Origin of the sequence: Frigidibacter sp. RF13 (assembly GCF_026626305.1) — a bacterium.
Taxonomy (GTDB): Bacteria; Pseudomonadota; Alphaproteobacteria; order Rhodobacterales; family Rhodobacteraceae; genus TMP-24.
In genome coordinates, this window is sequence record NZ_JAPNUE010000009.1 from 83,066 (window position 1) to 103,473 (window position 20,408).

Below are 20,408 nucleotides of genomic sequence, written 5' to 3' on the forward strand. Positions count from 1 at the left end.
GGGTGCTGATCAGGCCGCTTCGGCTTCTTCCGCGGCGTGGCGACGTTCGCTCTCCTCGCGCGACAGCGCGACCGAGGTGCGCACGCCCTTGCCCACGAATTCCATCAGACCTTTCACGACCCGCTCGTTCGGGTCAATCCCGGCACAGGACAGAACCTCGCGGCCATCGCGCGACCGCGCCCAGCGGGCGATCTGGTCGGGGCCGTTGCCATACTTCTTGTCGTCGGCAATCGCGTCGTCGAGCGCAGCCAGCACCACCGCTGCAAAGAGTTTGCGCGACCGCTGACCTTGCTCATAATTGAAAGCCGTACCATCCACAAAGTCGCGCATTCCGTCCGTCCTGTTATTGCTCTTGCGTTTCCCGAAGTGTCGTGAATATGACGATTTATTCGTGATTCGGTATTTCTGGTTTCGAATGCCTGTCATGCGTCTGCTGCATGGCTTTGCAGCTGCAGCATCAATATATTGCCGAAGTTATCGCAAACACACGTCCAGATATGGGGCCGCTCCTCGTTACTTCAAGGCGCCCATGCGATTCTTTGCCGAATTTGACCAAACGGTCGATCAGGAGCCTCGTTGAGGCTCCGCGAGCCTAACTATCGCCTCTCCCGCCCGCATTTCACCCATTGCACGGTCAAATCGCAGGTAGGCGATCGCATTGTTGCCAGAGCGGGTGCAAACCTGCCCCGCCTCCTTGCCGTCCGCAAGGATCGACGTGCCGGGCGCCGCCTCGCCGGTGATCTCGACCAGCGCGAGGCCCTTGCGCAACTCGGTCTTGTGTTTCATCCGCGCGGTCACTTCCTGTCCAACATAGCAGCCCTTGCGGAAATCGACGCCGTTCAGTCGTTCAAAGCCCATTTCAAGGATGTAGCTCTCGTCAGGGAGCAGTTCGACCAAGGTCTCGGGGATCAGTTCGGCGACGCGTATCGAGTTCCAGTCGATCGCGGGATCGGCGCCCGCAGCATCCGCCACCGAGCGCCAGCCCATCGCCGGATGGCGCGGGTCGGCGAACGCCCCGGCGGGAGCAGGGCCAAGGCCGCGATGGACGTGCAGCCCGGTGCGTTCCAGCGAAATGTCAGCACGCAGCCGGTAAAGCGACAGGCGGCGCAAGAGCCCGTCGGCCAGCGGATCGGCCACGTCCAGAAGCACGGCGTCTTCCTCAGGGTAGAGAAAGAAATCCGCCAGATATTTGCCCTGCGGTGTCAGGAGCGCGGCATAGACCGCCCCATGCCGAAGCTTGCGCAGGTCGTTGGTGACGAGCCCCTGCAGGAAGCTTTCGCGGTCCGTGCCGCTGACGCGGATGATGGTGCGGCCCGGGGCCTCTTCGCCTGTCATGCTCTCTCCTGTCGCGAGGCCCAGATATAGCGCGGACCCGCGCCGGTGAAAGGGCGAAACGGCGCACGTTGACCTTTCTTGCGGCAGCGCATTAGCTCTGCCGCGAAGGAAGGAGCTTTCCCATGAATCTCTCGCAGGGCCGTCCCTATCTGGCCATTCCCGGCCCGTCCGTCATGCCCGACCGGGTGCTGGGTGCCATGCACCGGGCGGCGCCGAATATATACGAAGGGCCGCTGCATGATCTGACCGCGCGGATCTTCACCGATCTGCGCCGGGTGGCGCGCACCTCGGCCCATGTGGCGATCTATATCGTCAACGGCCATGGCGCCTGGGAGGCGGCGAATGCCAACCTCTTCTCGCGCGGCGACCGGGCACTTGTGGCCTCGACCGGCCAGTTCGGGCTGAGCTGGGCCAATTCCGTCCGCCGCATGGGGGTTGAGGTGGAGGTTCTGGATTTCGGCCGGTCGGTCAAGGCCGATGCCGGGCAGATCGAGGCGGCCCTTCGGCAGGACAGGGAAGGCCGGATCAAGGCGGTTCTCATGACGCAGACCGACACGGCCTCGACAGTGCGCAATGATGTGGCCGAGGTCCGGGCGGCGATCGACGCGGCGGGCCATCCGGCTCTGCTGGCAGTGGACTGTATCGCCTCTTTGGGCTGCGATCCGTTCCTGATGGACGAATGGGGTGCGGATGTCGCGGTGGCGGCGAGCCAGAAGGGGCTGATGGTGCCACCGGGCCTAGGCTTTGTCTGGTTCTCTGACAAGGCGCTTGCCGCCTGCAAGGGATCGGACCTCCGGACGCCCTATTGGGATTGGGAACCCCGCGCCTTTGCCGAGGAATATTGGCAGCATTTCTGCGGCACGGCGCCCACGCACCATCTGTTCGGTCTGGGTGAAGCCTTGACGATGATCCTTGACGAGGAAGGGCTTGCGAATGTCTGGGCGCGGCATGACAGGCTCGCCCGCTCGGTCTGGGCGGCGGTCGATGCCTGGGGGGTCGGCGGCGATATCGCGCTGAACGTGGCGGCGCCCGATCAGCGCGGCACATCGGTGACGGCGGTGCGCTTCGGCGGCGGGGCGGGTGGCAGGCTGCGCGGCTGGTGTCAGGAGCTCGCGGGTGTGACGCTGGGCATCCCGCTCGGCATGGCGCAATCGAACGAGCCCGCCTATGGCGATTACCTCAGGATCGGCCATATGGGCCATGTGAATGCCCATATGGTGCTGGGGGTCCTCTCGGTGATCGAGGCGGGGATGACGGCCTTGTCGGTGTCGCATGGGCCGGGTGCGCTTGATGCGGCGGCGGCGGTGATCGCCGGGGCGTGAGGCTCCTCGGGCACTGCGTTTCTCGTCGCGGAGTCCCGAGGACGCACCGGAGGCTCAGGACGAGGTCTGCGTTGCCTGAAGCGCCTCGGGCAGGGCGGCGGCGAAGGCTGCAAGGTCTTCGGGCCGCCCGCAGCTGACGCGGATGCAGCGGTCGTGCGGCGCGACGAAGGGCATGCGGACGAAGATGTCGCGGGCGATGAGTTCGGCGACGAGGCGGCGGGCGAAGGCGCCGTCGCGGCCTGCGTCGATGGTGACGAAGTTGGTGGCAGAGGCCAGGGGCGTGAGGCCGTTGGCTGCGGCGATCCGGGCAATCCCGGCGCGGGCGGTTTCGACGGCGGCGCGGGTCCGGGGCAGGTGATCCTTGTCGGCGAGTGCCGCGAGGGCGCCGGCCTGGCCGATGCGCGACATGCCGAAATGATTGCGGATCTTGTCGAAAGCGCGGATGAGGCCCGGGTGACCGATCGCAAAGCCAACGCGAGCGCCTGCCATGCCGTAAGCCTTTGAAAAAGTTCGCATTCTTATAGATTTGGGGTTCGCAGGGTCGAGGGCGGGCGCAGTTGCGTCGGGGGCGAATTCGACATAGGCCTCGTCGAGAACGAGGAGGCTGCCCTCGGGCACCGCGTCGATCATCCGCTGGACGGCTGCCGCCTCGTGCCACGAACCCATGGGGTTGTCGGGGTTGGCGAAGTAGATGAGCTTGGCACCGGTTTCGCGGGCCTTGGCGATGAGGGCCTCGGGGTCTTCCCGGTCGCCCCTGTAGGGGACCTTGTGGAGGATGCCGCCGAAGCCTGCGACATGGAAGTTGAAGGTCGGATAGGCGCCGTCAGAGGTCACGACCGGGTCGCCCGGGCCGATGAGGAGGCGGCAGAGATAACCGAGGAGGCCGTCGATGCCTTCGCCCACCACGATATTTTCCGAAGCGATCCCATGATGCCGGGCGAGCGCCTGTTTCAGGTCGTGGTTTTCCGGGTCGCCGTACATCCAGATGTCGCGGGCGGCCTGTTCCATCGCGGCGATGGCCATGGGCGAGGGGCCGAAGATGTTTTCATTGGCGCCGAGGCGGGCGGCAAAGGCGCGGCCGCGGGCGCGTTCCTGGGTTTCCGGGCCGACGAAGGGGACGGTCGCGGGGAGGCTGTCGACGAGGGGCGTGAAGCGGGGCATCGGTCCTCCTTTTGGGGGGAGGCCGGGGGCGCTGCCCCCGGGCCCCCGGGATATTTAGCAACGGAAGATTGGGTCAGACGGCCTCGGCGAGGCGCGCGAGCGCGGCTTTCAGCTTGTTCGCCTCTTCCTCGTTCAGCGCGAGATTGTCGCGGGTTTCCTCGATCACCTCTTCTGGGGCGGAAGCGGTAAATTTCGGGTTGTTGAGACGACCGCGCAAGCCGCCCATGTCTTTTTCGATCTTCTCCAACGTCTTGGAAAGGCGTGATTTTTCGGCCTGAAGGTCGATGATCCCTTCGAGGGGGAGGGCGAAGGCGCCGCCTTCGACCGGGATGGTGATCGCGCCTTTGGGGGCGGCGCCCTCGGTCAGGCCGTCGATACGGGCGAGGCGGTCGATGATGGCGCGGTTGCGGCCGAGGGCGGCGCGGCCCTTGTCGTCGAGCGCGGTCAGGATCATCGGCAGTTTGAGGCCCACCGGCACGCGCATTTGGGTGCGGGCGGAGCGGATTTCCTCGATCAGGCGGATGACCCAGTTGATCTCGGCATCGGCCGTTTGATCAATGATTTCAGCGCCATAGGTCGGCCAGTCGGCATGGACGAGCATCTTGTCGCGTTGGCCGGTCAGCGCCCACAGTTCCTCGGTGATGAAGGGCATGATCGGGTGCATGAGGATGTAGCACTGGTCCAGAACCCAGGCCATGGTTTGCCTTGTTTCATTGGCGAATTCACCGTCCATCAGCGGTTTGGCGAATTCGACATACCAGTCGCAGACCTTGCCCCAGACGAACTTGTAGAGCGCGTCGGCGGCGTCGTTGAAGCGGAAGCTTTCCAGCGCCTCGTCGACGGCGATCCGGGCGCGGGCGACCTCGCCGATGATCCAGCGATTGACCGTATGCTTCACGTCGGGCATCCGTCCCGCATCCGTCCCGACAACGTCCCGACAGAGCGCCGCGTTCATTTCGGCGAAACGGGTGGCGTTCCAGAGCTTCGTTCCGAAATTCCGGTAGCCCGCGATGCGCTGGGTGTCGGCCTTGAGGACGCCGCCCAGAGAGGCCATCGCGCAGTTCGCGAAGCGGAGCGCGTCGGCGCCGTATTCGTCGATGATGTCGAGCGGGTCGATGACATTGCCCAAGCTCTTCGACATCTTCTTGCCCTTGGCGTCGCGGACGAGGCCGTGCAGGTAGACGGTGTGGAAGGGGATCTGATCCACGACGGCGAGTTGCATCATCATCATCCGGGCGACCCAGAAGAAGATGATGTCGAAGCCGGTGACGAGGACGGAAGTGGGGAAATATTTCTTCAGTTCGGGCGTGTCTTCCGGCCAGCCGAGGGTGCCGATGGGCCAGAGGCCGGAGGAGAACCAGGTGTCGAGCACGTCGGGATCGCGGTAGATCCTTATGGGCTCCCCATAGCGTGGGCGCGGTCCTGCCCGAGAAAAGTTCCGGGCGGCCTCCTCCGAATCAAACGCCAACACCTCTTTGCCATAGTGGTGTTCGGCAGCCAGGCTATAGTATTGTTTTGCCTTAATAATTGCCTCCGCCTCTGTCGAGGCGCAGAAGACCTTGGAAAGCCCGGCTCCCGACCACGGATAGTGGAGTGAGTCGTCTTCAGTATCCTCGTCAAAGGCCATTTTCGGCCCATACCACACCGGGACCTGATGGCCCCACCAGATCTGGCGGGAGATGCACCAGGGCTCGATGTTTTCGAGCCAGTTGAAATAGGTCTTTTCGCCCGAGGGCGGCATGATCTTCGTCTTGCCGGAACGCACCGCCTCGAGCGCCGGTTCGACGATCTTCGCGGTATCGACGAACCACTGGTCGGTCAGCATCGGCTCGATCACCACTTTCGAGCGGTCGCCGTGCGGCTGCATCATCTTGTTCTGTTCGACGAGGGGCAGGCGTTCCAGATGTTCGGCGCCGGTTTCCTTGTCGATACTCTTGTGCAGAACCGTGACCGCCAGCCCTTCGCGGGTGATCTGGTCGATCACGCGTTTCCGCGCCTCGTAGCGGTCCAATCCGCGCAGGTCGTCGGGGACGAGGTTGATCGCGTCGACTTCGGCCTCGGTCAATGTGCGCTCGCCTTTGGCGACCGCCATGGCGATGGTGGCGGCCTGCGTGTAGGGCGCGCCGTCGGCGCGCATCTGGGCCTTGGTGTCCATCAGCCGGTAGCAGGGGATGCCAGCGCGCTTGGCAACGCCATAGTCGTTGAAATCATGCGCGCCGGTGATCTTCACCGCGCCCGAGCCGAAGGCCGGGTCGGGGTAGTCGTCGGTGATGATCGGGATCAGGCGGCGGTGTTCCTTGGGGCCGACCGGGATTTCGCAAAGCATGCCGACGATGGGCGCATAGCGTTCGTCGGAAGGGTGGACCGCGACCGCACCGTCGCCGAGCATGGTTTCGGGGCGGGTGGTGGCGATCGAGATATAGTCGCGGGTCTCGCGGAGCGTGACGTTGCCGTCTTCGTCCTTCTCGACATATTCATAGGTCGCGCCGCCCGCGAGCGGGTATTTGAAGTGCCACATGTGGCCCTGGACCTCGACCTGTTCGACCTCGAGGTCGGAGATCGCGGTCTCGAAATGCGGGTCCCAGTTCACCAGCCGCTTGCCGCGGTAGATGTAGCCCTTGTTGTAGAGATCGACGAAGACCTTGATGACGGCGTCGTGGAAGTTGCCTTCCTCGCCTTCTGGCGCGCCGGGGGCGCCCGACATGGTGAAGGCCTCGCGGTCCCAGTCGCAGGAGGCGCCGAGCCGTTCAAGCTGGCCGCGGATATTGCCGCGCGAGAGGCGCTTCTGTTCCCAGACGAGTTTGGTGAATTCCTCGCGGGTGAAGTCGGTGCGGCGGCGGTTGGTCTTGGCGAGTTCACGCTCGACGACCATCTGGGTCGCGATGCCCGCGTGGTCGGTGCCGGGCTGCCAGAGCGTGTCGTGGCCGCGCATCCGGTGCCAGCGGATGAGGATGTCCTGCAGCGTGTTGTTGAAGGCGTGCCCCATGTGGAGCGAGCCCGTGACATTCGGCGGCGGGATGACGATGGAGAAGGCTTCCGCGCCCGGCTTGGCATTGGCGCCGGCCGCGAAGGCCTTTTTCGCGATCCATTCGGCCGAGATGCGGGCCTCGGCCTCGGCGGGGGTGAAGGTCTTTTCCATCGGCATGTTCGTCGTCCCTTGGCTCTGCCCTCCTCTAGCGGGAGACGGGCGAAAGGCCAAGGGGAAGCGGGCCATTCAGGCGCGCGCCGAGGGACAGCAAACACACCGCGCCGCCAGAAATAGCGGAGCGCGGGTCAGGCCGTGCCTTCGAAGATCGGTACGAAACTGCCGTAGACGAGCCGTTTGCCGTCGAACGGCATCTGGGCCATGTCCATGTCGCCTTCGAACATGGCGGCAAAGGCCCGGTCGCGGGTGGCCTTGTCGGGCCAGGTCATCCAGGCGAAGACGACGGTCTCGCCCGTCCGCAGGTCGACGGCGCGGCGGAAGTCGGTCTGGGTACCGGAGGGGACATCGTCGCCCCAGCAGACGGTGAGGCCGGTTGCGCCATGGTCGCGGAACCAGGGCCACCATTTGGCCTCGTGGGCGCGGTATTCCTCTTTCCGGGCGTCTTCGACCGGGATCAGGAAGCCGTCGATGTAGGACATGGTCATCTTTCCCTTCGGCACGTCGGCGGCTGCTGGATCATTTCGGTCCGACGAGCGCAAACGCCGCGCCCTGCGGATCGCTGGCGACGGCGATGAAGGCGCCGCCCGGCACTTCCATCGGGCCGTTCATCACCTTGCCGCCGTTCGCGGTGATGCGGGCGATGGCAGCCTCGACACCGTCGATGCCGAAATAGGGCAGCCAGAACGGTACGCCGGGGCCTGGCATGCCAGGGGCGATGGCCATCATGCCGCCGATGTCCTGGCCCTGATGGGAGAACAGCTGGTAGGTGCCCATCGGTCCCATGTCCATCGCGGTCGAGGCTTTCCAGCCGAAGAGCTTGCCATAGAAGGCAAGCCCGGCCTTGGGGTCGGAGGACATCAGTTCGTGCCAGTTGCCGTGGCGGTCCTTCTTCTGGTCGAAGGCGTCGCTCGCCCCGTCCATCGCGAGGATCGAGAAGGCCGCACCCTGTGGGTCGGCGAGGGCGGCGAAGCGGCCGACGCCGGGGATGTCGGTCGGTTCCATATAGACCTGCGCGCCAGCGGCCTTGGCGGCCGTGGTCGCGGCATCGCAATCGTCGACGGAGAAGTAGATGCCCCAGTTCGGCGGGATGCCGGGGGCGGGGGGCAGCATGAGCCCCGCGACCATCGCCTCGCCGGCCTTGGCGATGCGGTAGTCCATCCCCTCCATCCCGCTGTCGCCGACGGTCCAGCCTATGACCTTTTCATAGAAGCGCTGGGCGGCGTTCAGATCGCCGGTCGTGAGTTCGTACCAGCAGGGAGTGCCTTGCGCGGGTCTTGTCATGGCTTGTCCTTTCGGTCGGGTCAGGCGACGGCGGCGCGGGTGGCGTCGGCCGCATGCCAGTGGGCCATCTGGTCGGCATGGGCCTTCAGGAAGGCGGGCCGGGCGGTGGCGCGGGCAACGTACGATTGCAAGACAGGATAGCCTTCGAGCCCGCCCTTGTCGCCGGTGATCCTGAGCACGTCGGCCATTAATATGTCAGCGATGGTGAAACCACCGGCGAGCCAGTCGCGGTTGGTCAGGACGGTTTCCATCGCGCCGAGCTTGGATTTCATGCGCTGGGCAAAGCGTTCGATCACCTCTGATGCGGGCGCGGGGCCGAAGATTTGCGGCGCGGCGAGCGAGGCATTTGCGAGGATCCAGGGCTGGGTCGACATTTCGACCGAATTGGCAGCGGCGAAGAGCCATTCGGTGATGTCGGCGCGGCGGTCTTCGGGCAGAAGCGTGGGATGGCCCGACGCGAGGCCAAGAAGCATCGCGCCGGTCTCGAACCAGCTGCGGCCGCGCCAGCGCACCGCCGGGACCTGGCCGAAGGGCTGCATCGCCAGATGGTCGGCACGTTTCGGGGCGAAAGTGACCGTTTCGACCCGGTAGGGCTGGCCCATTTCGTGAAACAGCCAGCGTATGCGCAGGTCACGGACATAACCGCGCGGAAAGTCGGGGACCCATTCATAGGTGAAGAGGATCGGCATGTCGGCGTCGGGCATCGGTCGCTCCCTATTGAGTCGTTTTGCGGAAGGGTAGGCCGATGCACTTGCAAAAAACAACTGATACTTTATTTTTGAAATTGCGAAGGGACAGGTGACATTTGCCGAAAAGCTACGGGGAAGGCTGTCTGGCGGCCCATGCGCTCGATCTGATCGGCGACCGCTGGACGCTGCTTGTCGCGCGCGAGCTGATGCTGGGGCCGAAGCGGTTCGGTGCGATCCGGGCAGGAGTGCCGGGGATCGCCACGAACATGCTGGCGGGGCGGCTGGAAGAGATGGTGGCAGCGGGCCTTCTGACCCGCGAAACCCTGCCGCCGCCTGCATCTGTTGTGGTCTATGGGCTGACGGAAGCGGGCGAGGGGCTGTGGCCCATTCTCAAGGCGCTGTGCGACTGGGGCGTGCGCCAGCCGGGTCATGACCCGCGGCTTTTCATCAGCCCGACGGCGCTGATGCTGTCGATGCGGGCGATTGCGGACCGTGGCGGGGCGCCGATGGCAGCGGGCTTTTCCATGGGAGGGGAGCGGTTCGAGGTTCGGCTGGGCAGCGGCGCCTATGCGGTCCGCCGGGCGGCGGGGCCATGCGGAGACCTGCAGTTTCAGGGCACAGCGAACGGGCTTGCGGCGCTGGTCTATGGCAGCGCCCGTGTGAGCGATGCGGTCGAGGCGGGTCTGGGTCGGGTCGAGGGCGACCTTGGGCTGGCGCAGCAGTTCGTCGACAGGTTCCACCTGCCGCGCTGACGCATCTGCGGTTCCCGAAAGCTAGCGTCAGACCGCGCGGTCGATCTTCGTCGAGAGGTGGATGAGGCTTTCGGACGATTTCACCCCGGTCATCTCGCCGATCTGGTCGAGAATCCCGTCCAGAACCGCCGTCGTTGTCGCCGAAACCTGCAGCAGGAAATCGACACGGCCCGAGGTGGTATGGACGCGCTCGACCTCAGGGATCGATTTCAGCCGGGTGAGGATCGATGCCTGGGCGCGTGGCTCGATGGCCAGCAACACCGTCGCCCGGATGCGGCCCTGGCGCGCGGCCTCGCCGAGCTTGACGGTGTAGCCCGCGATCACTCCACTGGTCTCCAGCCGTTCAAGGCGCGCCTGAATCGTCGAGCGGGCGACCTTCAGCCGCCGCGCCAGCGTCGCGACCGATATTCTCGCATCGGCGCCGAGAAGGGCCAGAAGCGAGCGATCGAGGTCATCCATGCCGTTCTCCGTCGGATTAACCGGAATTTTCGGCGTTATAACGACTCTCACAGACAAATCTACTCTTTTGATCGGTGAAAATGTGCCCCATATCGCGGCCATTCGTTCAGGTGAAAGGGCGCCTCATTCGCACCTGGCCTGGTTGGTTGACCGCGTAAGCGTCTTCTGACCCGTAAAGCCGGGGAAAAAGGTGGCTGCGCCTTGTTGGCAGAGGATGCGCCGATGGGGCTCTCGAAAACGATATGGACGAATCCGTCCGAATTCCTGCGTTCGCAACAGCCGGACAATCCGGTGATGTTCTTCGCGCCTGCGGTCCTGCAGGCAACCGCCCGCCGCTTCATCGACGGCTTTCCGGGGATGGTCACATATGCGGTGAAATCGAACCCCGACGAGATGGTCATCCAGAATCTGGTGGCCGCCGGGGTGAAGGGTTTTGACGTGGCTTCGCCCGCCGAGATCGCGCTGATCAAGCGTTTGGCGCCGGGTGCTGCGATGCATTACAACAACCCGGTCCGCGCGCGTCACGAGATCGCCTTCGCGGTCGAACAGGGCGTGGTGTCCTACTCGGTCGACAGCGCCAGCGAACTGGACAAGCTGATCGAGATCGTCCCCGCGGAAGGGACCGAGATCACCGTACGCTTCAAGCTGCCGGTCAAGGGCGCGGCCTACAATTTCGGCGCGAAGTTCGGCGCGACGGTCGAAGTGGCGGCGGAACTGCTGAAGCGGGTCGCGGCGGCGGGCTTCATCCCCTCGCTGACCTTCCATCCGGGCACGCAATGCATCCGCCCGATGACCTGGGATGCTTACTTGCGCGCGGCGGCCGAGATCTGCCAGCTGGCGGGCGTGAAGGCGCGGCGGCTGAACACCGGGGGTGGTTTCCCCTCCTACCGCGTGTCGGGCGAGGTGCCGGACCTTGAGGCGATCTTCGAGACGATCGACCGGGTCACGGCCGAGGTCTTCGGCGCGGATCGCCCGGCGCTGGTGTGTGAACCGGGGCGCGGCATGGTGGCCGAAAGCATCACCAGTGCGGCGCGGGTGAAGGGCGTGCGCGACGGGGCGCATGTGTTCCTGAACGACGGCGTCTATGGCTGCATGGACGAGTTGCCGCTGACCGGCATGATCGACCGGGTGTCGGTGCTGACGCCGGAGGGCAAGAAACGGGACGCCGCTAGGGAAGGCCGCATCGTCTTTGGCCCGACCTGCGATTCCGTCGACCAGCTGCCGGGCGAGGTGATGCTGCCGGGCGATATCGCCGAGGGCGATTATCTTCTGATCGAAGGCATGGGAGCCTATTCGACTGCGACCAACACGCTGTTCAACGGGTTCGGCGCGGTGGTGATGGTCACGGTTCTCAACCCCGCGCCCTGAACCTGCCGATTTTCGCGCGAATGTGACGGCAGGGACCGATTGTTGATCGGCCCCTGCCTTTGCGATGACGCAACCTTCTGTAAAATTCCTTCAGATAGTATGGTTATCGGGAAGGCAGAGGGACCGGCGCTGTGCGGGAGTGGCTAACAGACCGTCTGATGAGGATGCTGCGCATCGGCCGACGGGTCGAGGTGCAGAACCCAAGGCCTGCGCCCGCGAGCGCCCCGCCGGAGCGGCGCCGGACCGATCATGTGATCCTGCTCGACGGCACTCTGGGCGATCTGACCCCGGGGCAGGAAACGAACGTGGGCCGCATCTACCGGCACTTGCGTGCCGCGCCCGCCTCGGCGCGGCTGTCGCTTTACTATGAGGCGGGCGTACAATGGCACATGTGGTCCGACACGCCCGGCGTCGCGATGGGGCGCGGCATCAACCGCCAGATCCGCCGGGCCTATGGCTGGCTCGCCAATCGCTACCGGCCGGGCGACCGGATCTTCCTGATCGGCTATTCGCGCGGCGCCTATGCGGTGCGGTCGCTCGCGGGCGTGCTGGATCAGGTCGGGCTTTTGCGGGCCGAAGCTGCCACTGAACGCAATGTTCAGCTGGCCTACCGCTATTATCAGACCAAGGATAAAAGCGCGGCGGAGGCGGATTTTTCCCGCATCCATTGCCATCCGTCGATCGAGGTCGAGATGATCGGGGTCTTCGATACGGTCAAGGCGCTGGGCGTCAGGCTGCCGTTCCTGTGGATGTGGACCGAACCGCAGCATGAGTTCCACAACCATGACCTCTCGGCCGTTGTGCGGCACGGCTATCATGCGCTGGCGCTTGACGAGACGCGGGCGGCCTTCGATCCGATCCTGTGGGAGACACATGGCGGAGACTGGCAGGGGCGGGTGGAACAGGTCTGGTTCCGCGGCGCGCATGGCGATATCGGCGGACAATTGTCGGGGGTCGAGGCGGCGCGGCCGCTGTCGAACATCCCGCTTTTCTGGATGCTGGAACGGATCGAGCGCTGCGGCCTGCCGTTGCCCGAAGGCTGGCGGGCAGCGTTGAAATGCGATGCCTCGGTTCCCTCAGTCGGCACGACGCGGGGCTGGGGTAAGGCGTTCCTTCTGCGGGCGCGGCGGCAGGTGGGTGGCGATCCGTCCGAAAGCCTGCATCCCAGCGCCCGCGAGAGCCGCCGCGGGCAATTCTGGCTGAAACGGGCGCCGCAACTGGCGAGCGAGCGCTGAAGAGCCTCAGGGGCAGCCCAGGAGGCCGCTCGTCGTCGCACTTCGTGCGCTCTTCGCTGATGCTGCAGGACGCCCCCGGAAAGCGAAGTTCAGCCTTGGTCGTGAAACCGGGCTCGTCTGGAATCGTCGTTGGTATGCATTGCCGTGACCGTCGCGACCACGAAGAGCGCACGCAGTGCGACGATGAGCCCTCCGCATAAAAAAACGCGCCCCGGGGGGCGCGTTGACCCGACGAGCGGGCAGGGAGATTGGATCAGGCGACCTTTTCCAGCGTGACCTGCGGTGTGACGCCAAGCGCGTGGCAGACGTCGCGGGTCATGTGCGGGCGATTCAGCGTGTAGAAATGCAGCTCTTCCACCCCTTCGCTCACCAGCCGGTCGCAAAGGACCGTGCATTGGGTCAGTGCCAGAAGCTCCTCACGCCCGTCGCGGATCGCATGGGCGAAACCCTCTTCCAGCGTCGGCGGCACATGGGCGCCGCAACGGGCGGCGAAACGCTTGGCCCCCTCCCACGAGATGATCGGCAGGATGCCCGGCACGATCGGCGCGTTAATCCCCGCGGCGGCGCAGGCATCGCGGAATCTGAGAAAGGTCTCGGCCTCGAAGAAGAACTGGGTGATGGCGCGGCTCGCGCCTGCGTCGATCTTGCGCTTCAGCCAGTCGACATCGGCCTGGGCGCTCGCCGCTTCGGGGTGCGGCTCCGGGTAGGCGCCGACGGCGATGTTGAATTTGCCGGTGCGGGCCAAAGCCTCGACCAGTTCCACCGTGTTGGCGAAGCCCTCGGGATGGGGCACGAACCGGTCCGCGCCCTTCGGCGCGTCGCCACGAAGTGCCACGATATCCGTCACACCGGCGGCGGCATAGCTTTCGGCGATGGCGAGGGTTTCTTCACGCGTCGCGTCGACGCAGGTCAGATGCGCCGCGACCCTGAGGCCGTAGTTCTGGCCGATGGTCCGGACCGCCTCATGCGTCAAGGCCCGCGTCGTGCCGCCCGCGCCGTAGGTGACCGAGACATAGTCGGGCGAGAGCGGCGCCAGCATCTGCACCGTCTCCCACAGCCGGAAGGACGCATCCAGCGTCTGGGGCGGGAAGAATTCGAACGAGATGCGGGGTGCTTTGGACATGATCGGGCCTTTCCTTTGCACCTCTTGTCCCACGCGCCGGGATGTGAGACAAATTCATAATCTTCAAGATCAACATGAATTCCTTTTGTAGAGTCTCGCCATGCACCTCGACTTCAGGCACCTGCGCACGATCAAGGCGATCCATGAGGCGGGCGGTATGGCGCGCGCGGCCGAAGTGCTGAACATCACACAGTCCGCGCTCAGCCATCAGATGAAAGGGCTGGAGGATCAGGCGGGGGTGGAATTGTTCGTGCGGCGGTCTAAGCCGCTGAAACTGTCGCCCGCGGGGCAGCGGCTTCTGCGCGCCGCCGACCGGATCCTGCCCGAGGTCGAGGCACTTTCGGAAGAGTTCCGCGCCCTCAGGATGGGCCGCACCGGGCGGCTGCATATCACGCTGGAATGCCATGCCTGCTATGACTGGCTCTTTCCGGTGCTGGAACAGTTCCGCCATGCCTGGCCGGAGGTCGATGTCGATATCCGCCCTGGCCTTGCCTTCGACGCCATGCCCGCGCTCCGGCGCGAGGAGGTGGATCTGGTGATCACATCCGACCCCGAAAAGCTCGACGATGTGATCTTCCATCCGCTCTTCGACTATCAGCCGACACTGATCGCTGCGGCCCAGAACCCGATCGCGGCGAAGCCTTTCGTCGAGGCTGAGGATTTCCGCGATCAGGTGGTGATCACCTACCCGGTCGACCGGTCGCGGCTGGATATTTTCACCACGCTCCTGACCCCCGCGCGGGTGGAGCCGCGCGGGCACCGGCAAGTGGAACTGACGGCGGTGATCCTGATGCTGGTGGCCTCCGACCGCGGCGTGTCGGTCCTGCCCGACTGGGTGCTGCGCGAGGTGAAGTACCAGCCCGACTATGTGACGCGACCGATCACCGAACATGGCATCACCAAGCGCATGTATGCCGCGACCCGGGGCGAGGATGCGACCCAGCCCTATATGGCGCATTTCCTGAAGCTCGCCCGGTCAGAACCGGTGAAGCTGCAAAGGGGTTGACCGGCGCGGCAACTCGGGCATGATCGGACCGAACGAAAACGGGTCTGACGTGAAAACCATCTTCACCCGCGAGCGCCGTCCTGGCCCTGTTTCTGCCCTGCTGTTGAAGCAGGGCTGACCGGAGGCGCATTTCCCAAAGGTCCGCCCTTTCCGGCGCCGCGTGCGCTATGCCCAGATTTGCGGACCTGACCCATGAGCCTTCTTGCTGTCAAAGACCTGTCGCTGACCCTTGGCGAACCTCTCTTCACCGATCTCTCCTTTACTCTGCAGCCCGGAGACCGCTTGGGGCTGGTCGCCGCGAACGGGCGCGGCAAATCCTCGCTTCTGAAGCTGATCGCGGGGGCGCTGGAGCCGAGCGCGGGTGACATAACTCGCGCGCGGGGCCTCAAGATCGGCCATGTGGCGCAGGATGTGCCGGCGCGGCTGTTGCCCCTGACCTTCCGCGATGCGGTGCTGGAGGCGCTGGACCCCGAGGCGCGCGATTATGAAAGCTGGCGGGCCGATGTGCTGCTGGACGATCTGGCGGTGCCGGAGCCGTTCCGCGAACAGCCGCTGAGTGGTTTGTCCGGCGGCTGGCAGCGCACGGCGCTTCTGGCGCGGGCGGCGGTGGGCGAGCCCGACCTTTACCTACTGGACGAGCCGACGAACCATCTGGATCTTGGCCGGATCGGCAGGCTGACCGACTGGCTGGCCGGATTGCCCCGCACGGTCGGCGTGATCGCGGCCAGCCATGACCGGGCGTTTCTGGACGAGGCGACGGGGCGGACATTGTTCCTGCGTGCCGCTGGCAGCCGGTTCTTTGCACTCTCCTATGGTTCGGCGCGGGCGGCGCTGGCCGAGGCGGATGAGGCCGATGCCCGGACCTATGAGAACCGGATGAAGGAGGCGGAGCAGCTCAGAAAGCAGGCGGCGAAGCTGAAGAATATCGGCATCAACTCCGGCAGCGATCTTCTGGTGGTGAAGACCAAGCAGCTGAAGGAACGCGCCGCAAAGATCGAGGAGGCGGCGCGGCCCGCCCATCATGAGCGGTCTGCGGGCGCGATCCGTCTGACGAACGCGGGCACCCATGCCAAGGCTCTGATCGCGCTGAACGATGCGTGGGTCCGTACCCCCGACGGGCGCGACCTGTTCCGGACGGGCGAGACATGGATCGAACGCGGCGACCGCGTGGTACTTCTGGGGCCGAATGGCGCGGGCAAGACGCGGATGATCGAGGCTGTGCGTGCCGCATGTCTGGGTGCCGACAGCCCGATCCGCGCGGCGGCGACGCTGGTGCTTGGCCACAGCGATCAGGGGCTTGCGCATCTGCCTGACTCGGCCACGCCCTTTGACCTGATCAACCGCTTTGATGTGGGCGATCAGGCGGCGCGGACGCTTCTGGCGGGGGCGGGCATTCGACCGGACCGGCAGGGCGCGAAGGTCGCGACTTTGTCGGGCGGCCAGAAGGCGCGGCTCGCCATGCTGGTCCTGCGGCTGACGCGTCCGAACTTCTACCTCTTGGACGAGCCCACGAACCATCTGGACATCGAGGGACAGGAGGCTTTGGAGGCCGAACTGCTGGCGCAGGGCGCGACCTGTCTGCTGGTCAGCCACGACCGGCAGTTCGTGAGGAATGTCGGCACCCGGTTCTGGCAGATCGAACGGAAACGCCTGATCGAGGTGGACGACCCCGAACCCTTCTTCGATACCGCTCGTGCCGCGGGGTGAACCTTGCGGCATTTTCAACGGCAGAGCGTCTGCGCGATTGCGCGGGCGCCGCGCATGGCCTATGGCCAAGAAAAAGGGGAGCGGTGCCGGAGCCGGTGGCCGGAGCATCGCAGAGGAAACGGGGAAGCAGTCAGCGATGAGCGATGCGGATGCGCCGGCGGGCGTGGAGCCTGCCCAGAGGTCGGGGCGCGACTGGGTGCAGATACTTGCGCGCTACCGCGAGCCGCATCACGGCCGCAGCGCGGTGGAGTTGGCGCTGACGCTGATACCGCTGGTCGCGCTTTTCGCCTTCGCCTGGTGGCTTCTGTCGATCAGCTATCTGCTGGCGGCGGCGGTGGCGGTGGTGAACGCGGGCTTTCTTCTGCGTGCCTTCGCGATCCAGCATGATTGCGGTCATGCCTCTTTCTTCCGCAGCCGCGGCCTGTCGGATTGGGTCGGGCGCGGGCTCGGGGTGCTGACGCTTACGCCCTATGACGTCTGGCGGCGGTCGCATTCGATCCATCACGCCTCGTCGGGCAATCTCGACAAGCGCGGGATCGGCGATGTGATGACGCTGACGGTCGATGAGTATTACGCTTTGTCGAAATGGGGGCGGCTCGGCTATCGGCTTTACCGCAACCCGCTGGTGTTGTTCGGGCTGGGCCCCGCCTATCTCTTCATCCTGCAGAACCGGCTGCCCATCGGTTTCATGCGCGCGGGCTGGAGCTATTGGACAAGCGCCATGGCCACCAATGCCGCGATCGCGCTGGGGCTTGGGCTGATGATCTGGTGGGGTGGGTTCGCGCCGCTATTGCTCGTGTGGCTGCCGACGGCGCTGATCGCCGCGACGCTGGGTGTCTGGCTCTTCTATGTCCAGCATCAGTTCGAAGAAACGCACTGGCGGCCCGGTGCCGACTGGCAACTGCATGATGCGGCGCTTGAAGGCTCGTCGCATTATGTGCTGCCCGCGCCCTTGCGCTGGATCACCGCGAATATCGGCATCCATCATGTCCATCACCTCTACAGCCGCATCCCCTTCTACCGGTTGCCGGAGGTGCTGCGCGATCATCCGGTGCTGGCGGAAAGCCAGCGCATGACGCTCTGGCAAAGCTTCCGCTGCACAAGGCTGCATCTGTGGGACGAGAAGGGGCGGCGGCTTCTGTCCTTCGCCGGTGCCCGGCAGCTGCGGATGGCAGGCTAAGAGCCGGGGCCCGCGGCCCTTCACATCCTGCGCGCGCTTGACTATAGGGGCCACTTGACCCGATGGAGCCCGTGAGATGCAAGGCAGCGCCAACCTCAACCTGATGATCAAGGCCGCCCGCAAGGCGGGCCGCAGCCTCGTGAAGGATTTCCGCGAGGTCGAGAACCTGCAGGTCTCGCTGAAGGGCGCGGGAGATTTCGTCAGCCGCGCCGATATCGCGGCCGAGAAGATCATCAAGGAAGAGTTGATGGGCGCCCGCCCGACCTATGGCTGGCTGGGCGAGGAGACGGGCGAGACCGACGGCCAGGATCCGACGCGGCGCTGGATCGTCGATCCTTTGGACGGGACCACGAACTTCCTGCACGGTCTGCCGCACTGGGCAGTGTCGATCGCGCTGGAGCACAAGGGCGAGATCACCTCGGCCGTCGTCTTCGATCCGGCGAAGGACGAGATGTACTGGGCCGAGAAGGGCGCGGGTGCCTGGATGAACGAGGCGCGTATCCGCGTCTCGGGGCGTCGGTCGATGTCGGACGCGGTTTTCGCGACCGGCGTACCGTTCGGAACGAAGAAGACCCTGCCCGCGACGATGCGCGACCTGGCCCGGTTGATGCCGGCCTGCGCGGGCGTGCGGCGCTGGGGGTCGGCGGCGCTCGACCTCGCCTACGTGGCGGCGGGGCGGTACGACGGCTATTGGGAACGCGAGCTGGGCGCCTGGGACATGGCGGCGGGGCTCTTGCTGGTGCGCGAGGCCGGTGGTTTTACCTCTGCCGTGCGCGAGGGGCGCGAGATTTTTGAAAGCGGGTCGGTGATTGCCGCGAATGGCGAGCTGTTCCAGCCGCTTTGCGACATCCTGCGCGAACCTGCCTGAGGGAAGGCGGGGGTTTCACACCCCCGCACCCCCGTGGAGTATTTCCGGACAGAACGTGAGAACAGCGGTCTAGCGCGCGGGCCGGTCAGAGGGATGGTTGACGCCGTCGCTCCATTTGACATCGCCTAGATCACGCGGATTGAGGCCGTCGAGGGAAGCGGCGTTCACGCCATATTCGTTGGGGTTCGAGCGGCGCTGGTGGTGGGTATAGATGCCGCAGACGGAGCAGAAGTAATGTTTCGCGGTCTTGGTGCCCCATTGGTAGAGCGAAAGCTTGTCGGCGCCCCGGATGACGCGCAGCCCGTCGAGCGGCGCACTGACGGCGATGGCACCGCGACGGCGGCAGTAGGAGCAGTCGCAGCGCCGCGCGGTTGAGAGGCCACCTTCGACAAGGCTGACTTCAAGTTCCACCGCGCCACAATGGCAGGTGGCGCGATGGGGGCGGGTGATCTCGGGCAGAGTCATTTGCGGCGTCTCACGAGCGGGATGTTGGCGGGATTGTACTGAAGCGCTTCATGCGGCGGGCGCCCGTGGGTTTCGCGCCACCAGCCGCCCGCGCCGCGCCGTGCCCAAAGTGGGATTGTCAGTACGATACCGGCGGCAAAGCCCGCGGCATGCGCCCAATAGGCAACGCCGCCCGCCTCGGTCGAATGGCCGAGGCCGCCCATGATCTGGAAGGCGAACCAGAGGCCAAGCATCACGAAGGCCGGGATCGAGAAAACCCGGAAGAAGATGATGAAGATGATGAGGATGTCGACGCGGGCGCGCGGGAAGAGAAGGAGATAGCCGCCCATCACCCCCGCGATAGCGCCCGAGGCACCGACCATCGGTATGGTGGAGCCCGGATCGGGCAGGATCTGGCCGAAGGCAGCGGCGATGCCGCAGGCGAGGTAGAAGATCAGAAAGCCAACGTGGCCCATCTGGTCTTCGAGATTGTCGCCGAAGATCCACAGGAAGAGCATGTTGCCTGCCAGATGCATGAAGCCTGCGTGCAGGAACATGTGAGAGAAAAGCGCGTGCACCTCGCTGCCGCCGGTCACAGCCGCCGGGAAGAGCGCCCAGTTGCGCAGGAAGAGGTTGCTGGCGACCTGGTTGTCGGCGAAGGACAGCTGATAGAGATACACCAGCACGTTCGCGAGAATGATCGCGTAGGTGACGAAGGGCGTCCGTTCGGACGGATTGTGATCGCGGATCGGGAACATGCGGCGACCGTTCCCGATCCCAAGGGGTTCGTCAAGCGCCGCTTACGCCCGTGCGCGAGTCGTTGTCGATTGGATGACGTTCGCTTTCGAGTGCGACCCTGTTGCTGGCATCCGGGAGGATGTCTGCGCGAGGCGAGGAGGTCAGCATGCTGGGACGCTGCCTGTGCGGATCGGTCAGGTTCGAGGTCGACATGCCGGTCGAGACCTGCGTGACCTGCCATTGCGACAGCTGCAGGCGGCAATGTTCGGCGCCGATGACGGTCTATATCGGGGTGGCCGACGGGTGCTGGCGCTGGACGCAGGGCGCGCCCAGGATCTATCGCTCGTCGCCCGGCGTCGAGCGTGGCTTCTGCGAAAATTGCGGCACGCCTCTGTCCTTTCGGTCCGCGAAACTGTCGGGCGTCATGCATCTCTATGTCGCCGCGATGGATCAGCCGGAGGCCTTCGCTCCGACGCTTCATGTAGCTTACGAGGAAAGGCTGCCTTGGTTGAAACTTGCCGACGGCCTGCCGACCCACGCAGGACCGGACTACACGAAGGCTTGAATCTAGACCTTCCAGGACTGAAGGGGCGCA

20 protein-coding genes are annotated in these 20,408 nt (G+C 65.2%); 9 read left to right on the top strand and 11 right to left on the bottom strand.

Features of this window, described 5'->3' with window-relative positions; genetic code table 11:
* Positions 1-9: 9 nt before the first annotated feature.
* Positions 10-330 carry a DUF6280 family protein gene (locus OU426_RS15280; protein ID WP_267634917.1) on the bottom strand — a complete coding sequence of 107 codons (321 nt, stop codon included), beginning with the start codon at positions 328-330 and terminating at the stop codon, positions 10-12.
* Positions 331-564: 234 nt separating this feature from the next.
* A complete protein-coding gene (gene ygfZ / locus OU426_RS15285; protein WP_267634918.1) occupies positions 565-1,335 on the bottom strand; it encodes a CAF17-like 4Fe-4S cluster assembly/insertion protein YgfZ in 771 nt (256 codons plus the stop codon).
* A 122-nt stretch (positions 1,336-1,457) separates the two neighbouring features.
* Between ygfZ and OU426_RS15290 the strand changes: the two genes are divergently transcribed.
* Complete coding sequence (locus OU426_RS15290; protein WP_267634919.1) at positions 1,458-2,657, top strand: pyridoxal-phosphate-dependent aminotransferase family protein; 1,200 nt, start codon at positions 1,458-1,460, stop codon at positions 2,655-2,657.
* Positions 2,658-2,711: 54 nt separating this feature from the next.
* Here the strand turns inward: OU426_RS15290 and OU426_RS15295 are convergent, their stop codons facing one another.
* The 5 genes from OU426_RS15295 to OU426_RS15315 all read right to left on the bottom strand — a co-directional run bounded on the left by OU426_RS15295 (position 2,712) and on the right by OU426_RS15315 (position 8,948).
* Positions 2,712-3,818: a pyridoxal phosphate-dependent aminotransferase gene (locus OU426_RS15295; RefSeq protein WP_267634920.1), complete on the bottom strand. Its 1,107-nt coding sequence runs from the start codon at positions 3,816-3,818 to the stop codon at positions 2,712-2,714.
* A 73-nt stretch (positions 3,819-3,891) separates the two neighbouring features.
* Positions 3,892-6,963 (bottom strand): valine--tRNA ligase, encoded by a 3,072-nt coding sequence (locus tag OU426_RS15300; protein ID WP_267634922.1) that lies wholly within the window; start codon positions 6,961-6,963, stop codon positions 3,892-3,894.
* Between the two features lie 128 nt (positions 6,964-7,091).
* Positions 7,092-7,442: a DUF1428 domain-containing protein gene (locus OU426_RS15305; RefSeq protein WP_267634923.1), complete on the bottom strand. Its 351-nt coding sequence runs from the start codon at positions 7,440-7,442 to the stop codon at positions 7,092-7,094.
* A gap of 37 nt (positions 7,443-7,479) precedes the next feature.
* Positions 7,480-8,244 (bottom strand): VOC family protein, encoded by a 765-nt coding sequence (locus OU426_RS15310; RefSeq protein ID WP_267634924.1) that lies wholly within the window; start codon positions 8,242-8,244, stop codon positions 7,480-7,482.
* Positions 8,245-8,264: 20 nt separating this feature from the next.
* Positions 8,265-8,948, bottom strand: coding sequence for a glutathione S-transferase family protein (locus OU426_RS15315; protein ID WP_267634925.1), 684 nt, complete (start codon positions 8,946-8,948; stop codon positions 8,265-8,267).
* A 101-nt stretch (positions 8,949-9,049) separates the two neighbouring features.
* Between OU426_RS15315 and OU426_RS15320 the strand changes: the two genes are divergently transcribed.
* Entirely contained in the window at positions 9,050-9,685 is a 636-nt protein-coding gene (locus OU426_RS15320; protein ID WP_267634927.1) for a winged helix-turn-helix transcriptional regulator, read from the top strand.
* 27 nt (positions 9,686-9,712) lie between these two features.
* Here OU426_RS15320 and OU426_RS15325 read toward each other — a convergent pair whose 3' ends face one another.
* Positions 9,713-10,144, bottom strand: coding sequence for an Lrp/AsnC family transcriptional regulator (locus tag OU426_RS15325; protein WP_267634928.1), 432 nt, complete (start codon positions 10,142-10,144; stop codon positions 9,713-9,715).
* A 222-nt stretch (positions 10,145-10,366) separates the two neighbouring features.
* Here OU426_RS15325 and OU426_RS15330 point away from each other — a divergent pair, with 222 nt between their 5' ends.
* Positions 10,367-11,512: a type III PLP-dependent enzyme gene (locus tag OU426_RS15330; protein ID WP_267634930.1), complete on the top strand. Its 1,146-nt coding sequence runs from the start codon at positions 10,367-10,369 to the stop codon at positions 11,510-11,512.
* A gap of 158 nt (positions 11,513-11,670) precedes the next feature.
* A complete protein-coding gene (locus OU426_RS15335) occupies positions 11,671-12,747 on the top strand; it encodes a T6SS phospholipase effector Tle1-like catalytic domain-containing protein (RefSeq protein WP_267634931.1) in 1,077 nt (358 codons plus the stop codon).
* A 253-nt stretch (positions 12,748-13,000) separates the two neighbouring features.
* Here the strand turns inward: OU426_RS15335 and metF are convergent, their stop codons facing one another.
* On the bottom strand, positions 13,001-13,870 hold the full coding sequence (gene metF / locus OU426_RS15340; RefSeq protein WP_267634932.1) for a methylenetetrahydrofolate reductase [NAD(P)H]: 870 nt from the start codon (positions 13,868-13,870) through the stop codon (positions 13,001-13,003).
* A gap of 100 nt (positions 13,871-13,970) precedes the next feature.
* Between metF and OU426_RS15345 the strand changes: the two genes are divergently transcribed.
* The 4 genes from OU426_RS15345 to OU426_RS15360 all read left to right on the top strand — a co-directional run bounded on the left by OU426_RS15345 (position 13,971) and on the right by OU426_RS15360 (position 18,631).
* Positions 13,971-14,876: a LysR family transcriptional regulator gene (locus OU426_RS15345; RefSeq protein WP_267634933.1), complete on the top strand. Its 906-nt coding sequence runs from the start codon at positions 13,971-13,973 to the stop codon at positions 14,874-14,876.
* 192 nt (positions 14,877-15,068) lie between these two features.
* Positions 15,069-16,583 carry an ABC-F family ATP-binding cassette domain-containing protein gene (locus tag OU426_RS15350; protein WP_267634934.1) on the top strand — a complete coding sequence of 505 codons (1,515 nt, stop codon included), beginning with the start codon at positions 15,069-15,071 and terminating at the stop codon, positions 16,581-16,583.
* Between the two features lie 136 nt (positions 16,584-16,719).
* Entirely contained in the window at positions 16,720-17,763 is a 1,044-nt protein-coding gene (locus OU426_RS15355) for a fatty acid desaturase (RefSeq protein ID WP_267634935.1), read from the top strand.
* Positions 17,764-17,839: 76 nt separating this feature from the next.
* Complete coding sequence (locus OU426_RS15360) at positions 17,840-18,631, top strand: inositol monophosphatase family protein (protein ID WP_267634936.1); 792 nt, start codon at positions 17,840-17,842, stop codon at positions 18,629-18,631.
* A 69-nt stretch (positions 18,632-18,700) separates the two neighbouring features.
* Here the strand turns inward: OU426_RS15360 and OU426_RS15365 are convergent, their stop codons facing one another.
* Both OU426_RS15365 and OU426_RS15370 read right to left on the bottom strand, forming a co-directional pair.
* Positions 18,701-19,096 (bottom strand): GFA family protein, encoded by a 396-nt coding sequence (locus tag OU426_RS15365; RefSeq protein ID WP_267634937.1) that lies wholly within the window; start codon positions 19,094-19,096, stop codon positions 18,701-18,703.
* Positions 19,093-19,833 carry a rhomboid family intramembrane serine protease gene (locus OU426_RS15370; protein ID WP_267634938.1) on the bottom strand — a complete coding sequence of 247 codons (741 nt, stop codon included), beginning with the start codon at positions 19,831-19,833 and terminating at the stop codon, positions 19,093-19,095. Before OU426_RS15370 ends, OU426_RS15365 begins: the two co-directional genes overlap by 4 nt.
* A gap of 146 nt (positions 19,834-19,979) precedes the next feature.
* On the opposite strand from OU426_RS15370, the gene OU426_RS15375 reads away from it, so the two are divergent.
* Positions 19,980-20,378, top strand: a complete 399-nt coding sequence (locus tag OU426_RS15375) for a GFA family protein (protein ID WP_267634939.1) — start codon at positions 19,980-19,982, stop codon at positions 20,376-20,378.
* Positions 20,379-20,408: the final 30 nt, after the last annotated feature.

What these genes read in the sequence shown, in the direction of transcription:
- OU426_RS15280 (WP_267634917.1), bottom strand. Translation starts at nt 330, where the DNA reads ATGCGCGACTTTGTGGATGGTACGGCTTTCAATTATGAGCAAGGTCAG.
- ygfZ (WP_267634918.1), bottom strand. Translation starts at nt 1,335, where the DNA reads ATGACAGGCGAAGAGGCCCCGGGCCGCACCATCATCCGCGTCAGCGGC.
- OU426_RS15290 (WP_267634919.1), top strand. Translation starts at nt 1,458, where the DNA reads ATGAATCTCTCGCAGGGCCGTCCCTATCTGGCCATTCCCGGCCCGTCC.
- OU426_RS15295 (WP_267634920.1), bottom strand. Translation starts at nt 3,818, where the DNA reads ATGCCCCGCTTCACGCCCCTCGTCGACAGCCTCCCCGCGACCGTCCCC.
- OU426_RS15300 (WP_267634922.1), bottom strand. Translation starts at nt 6,963, where the DNA reads ATGCCGATGGAAAAGACCTTCACCCCCGCCGAGGCCGAGGCCCGCATC.
- OU426_RS15305 (WP_267634923.1), bottom strand. Translation starts at nt 7,442, where the DNA reads ATGTCCTACATCGACGGCTTCCTGATCCCGGTCGAAGACGCCCGGAAA.
- OU426_RS15310 (WP_267634924.1), bottom strand. Translation starts at nt 8,244, where the DNA reads ATGACAAGACCCGCGCAAGGCACTCCCTGCTGGTACGAACTCACGACC.
- OU426_RS15315 (WP_267634925.1), bottom strand. Translation starts at nt 8,948, where the DNA reads ATGCCCGACGCCGACATGCCGATCCTCTTCACCTATGAATGGGTCCCC.
- OU426_RS15325 (WP_267634928.1), bottom strand. Translation starts at nt 10,144, where the DNA reads ATGGATGACCTCGATCGCTCGCTTCTGGCCCTTCTCGGCGCCGATGCG.
- OU426_RS15330 (WP_267634930.1), top strand. Translation starts at nt 10,367, where the DNA reads ATGGGGCTCTCGAAAACGATATGGACGAATCCGTCCGAATTCCTGCGT.
- OU426_RS15335 (WP_267634931.1), top strand. Translation starts at nt 11,671, where the DNA reads ATGAGGATGCTGCGCATCGGCCGACGGGTCGAGGTGCAGAACCCAAGG.
- metF (WP_267634932.1), bottom strand. Translation starts at nt 13,870, where the DNA reads ATGTCCAAAGCACCCCGCATCTCGTTCGAATTCTTCCCGCCCCAGACG.
- OU426_RS15345 (WP_267634933.1), top strand. Translation starts at nt 13,971, where the DNA reads ATGCACCTCGACTTCAGGCACCTGCGCACGATCAAGGCGATCCATGAG.
- OU426_RS15350 (WP_267634934.1), top strand. Translation starts at nt 15,069, where the DNA reads ATGAGCCTTCTTGCTGTCAAAGACCTGTCGCTGACCCTTGGCGAACCT.
- OU426_RS15355 (WP_267634935.1), top strand. Translation starts at nt 16,720, where the DNA reads ATGAGCGATGCGGATGCGCCGGCGGGCGTGGAGCCTGCCCAGAGGTCG.
- OU426_RS15360 (WP_267634936.1), top strand. Translation starts at nt 17,840, where the DNA reads ATGCAAGGCAGCGCCAACCTCAACCTGATGATCAAGGCCGCCCGCAAG.
- OU426_RS15365 (WP_267634937.1), bottom strand. Translation starts at nt 19,096, where the DNA reads ATGACTCTGCCCGAGATCACCCGCCCCCATCGCGCCACCTGCCATTGT.
- OU426_RS15370 (WP_267634938.1), bottom strand. Translation starts at nt 19,833, where the DNA reads ATGTTCCCGATCCGCGATCACAATCCGTCCGAACGGACGCCCTTCGTC.
- OU426_RS15375 (WP_267634939.1), top strand. Translation starts at nt 19,980, where the DNA reads ATGCTGGGACGCTGCCTGTGCGGATCGGTCAGGTTCGAGGTCGACATG.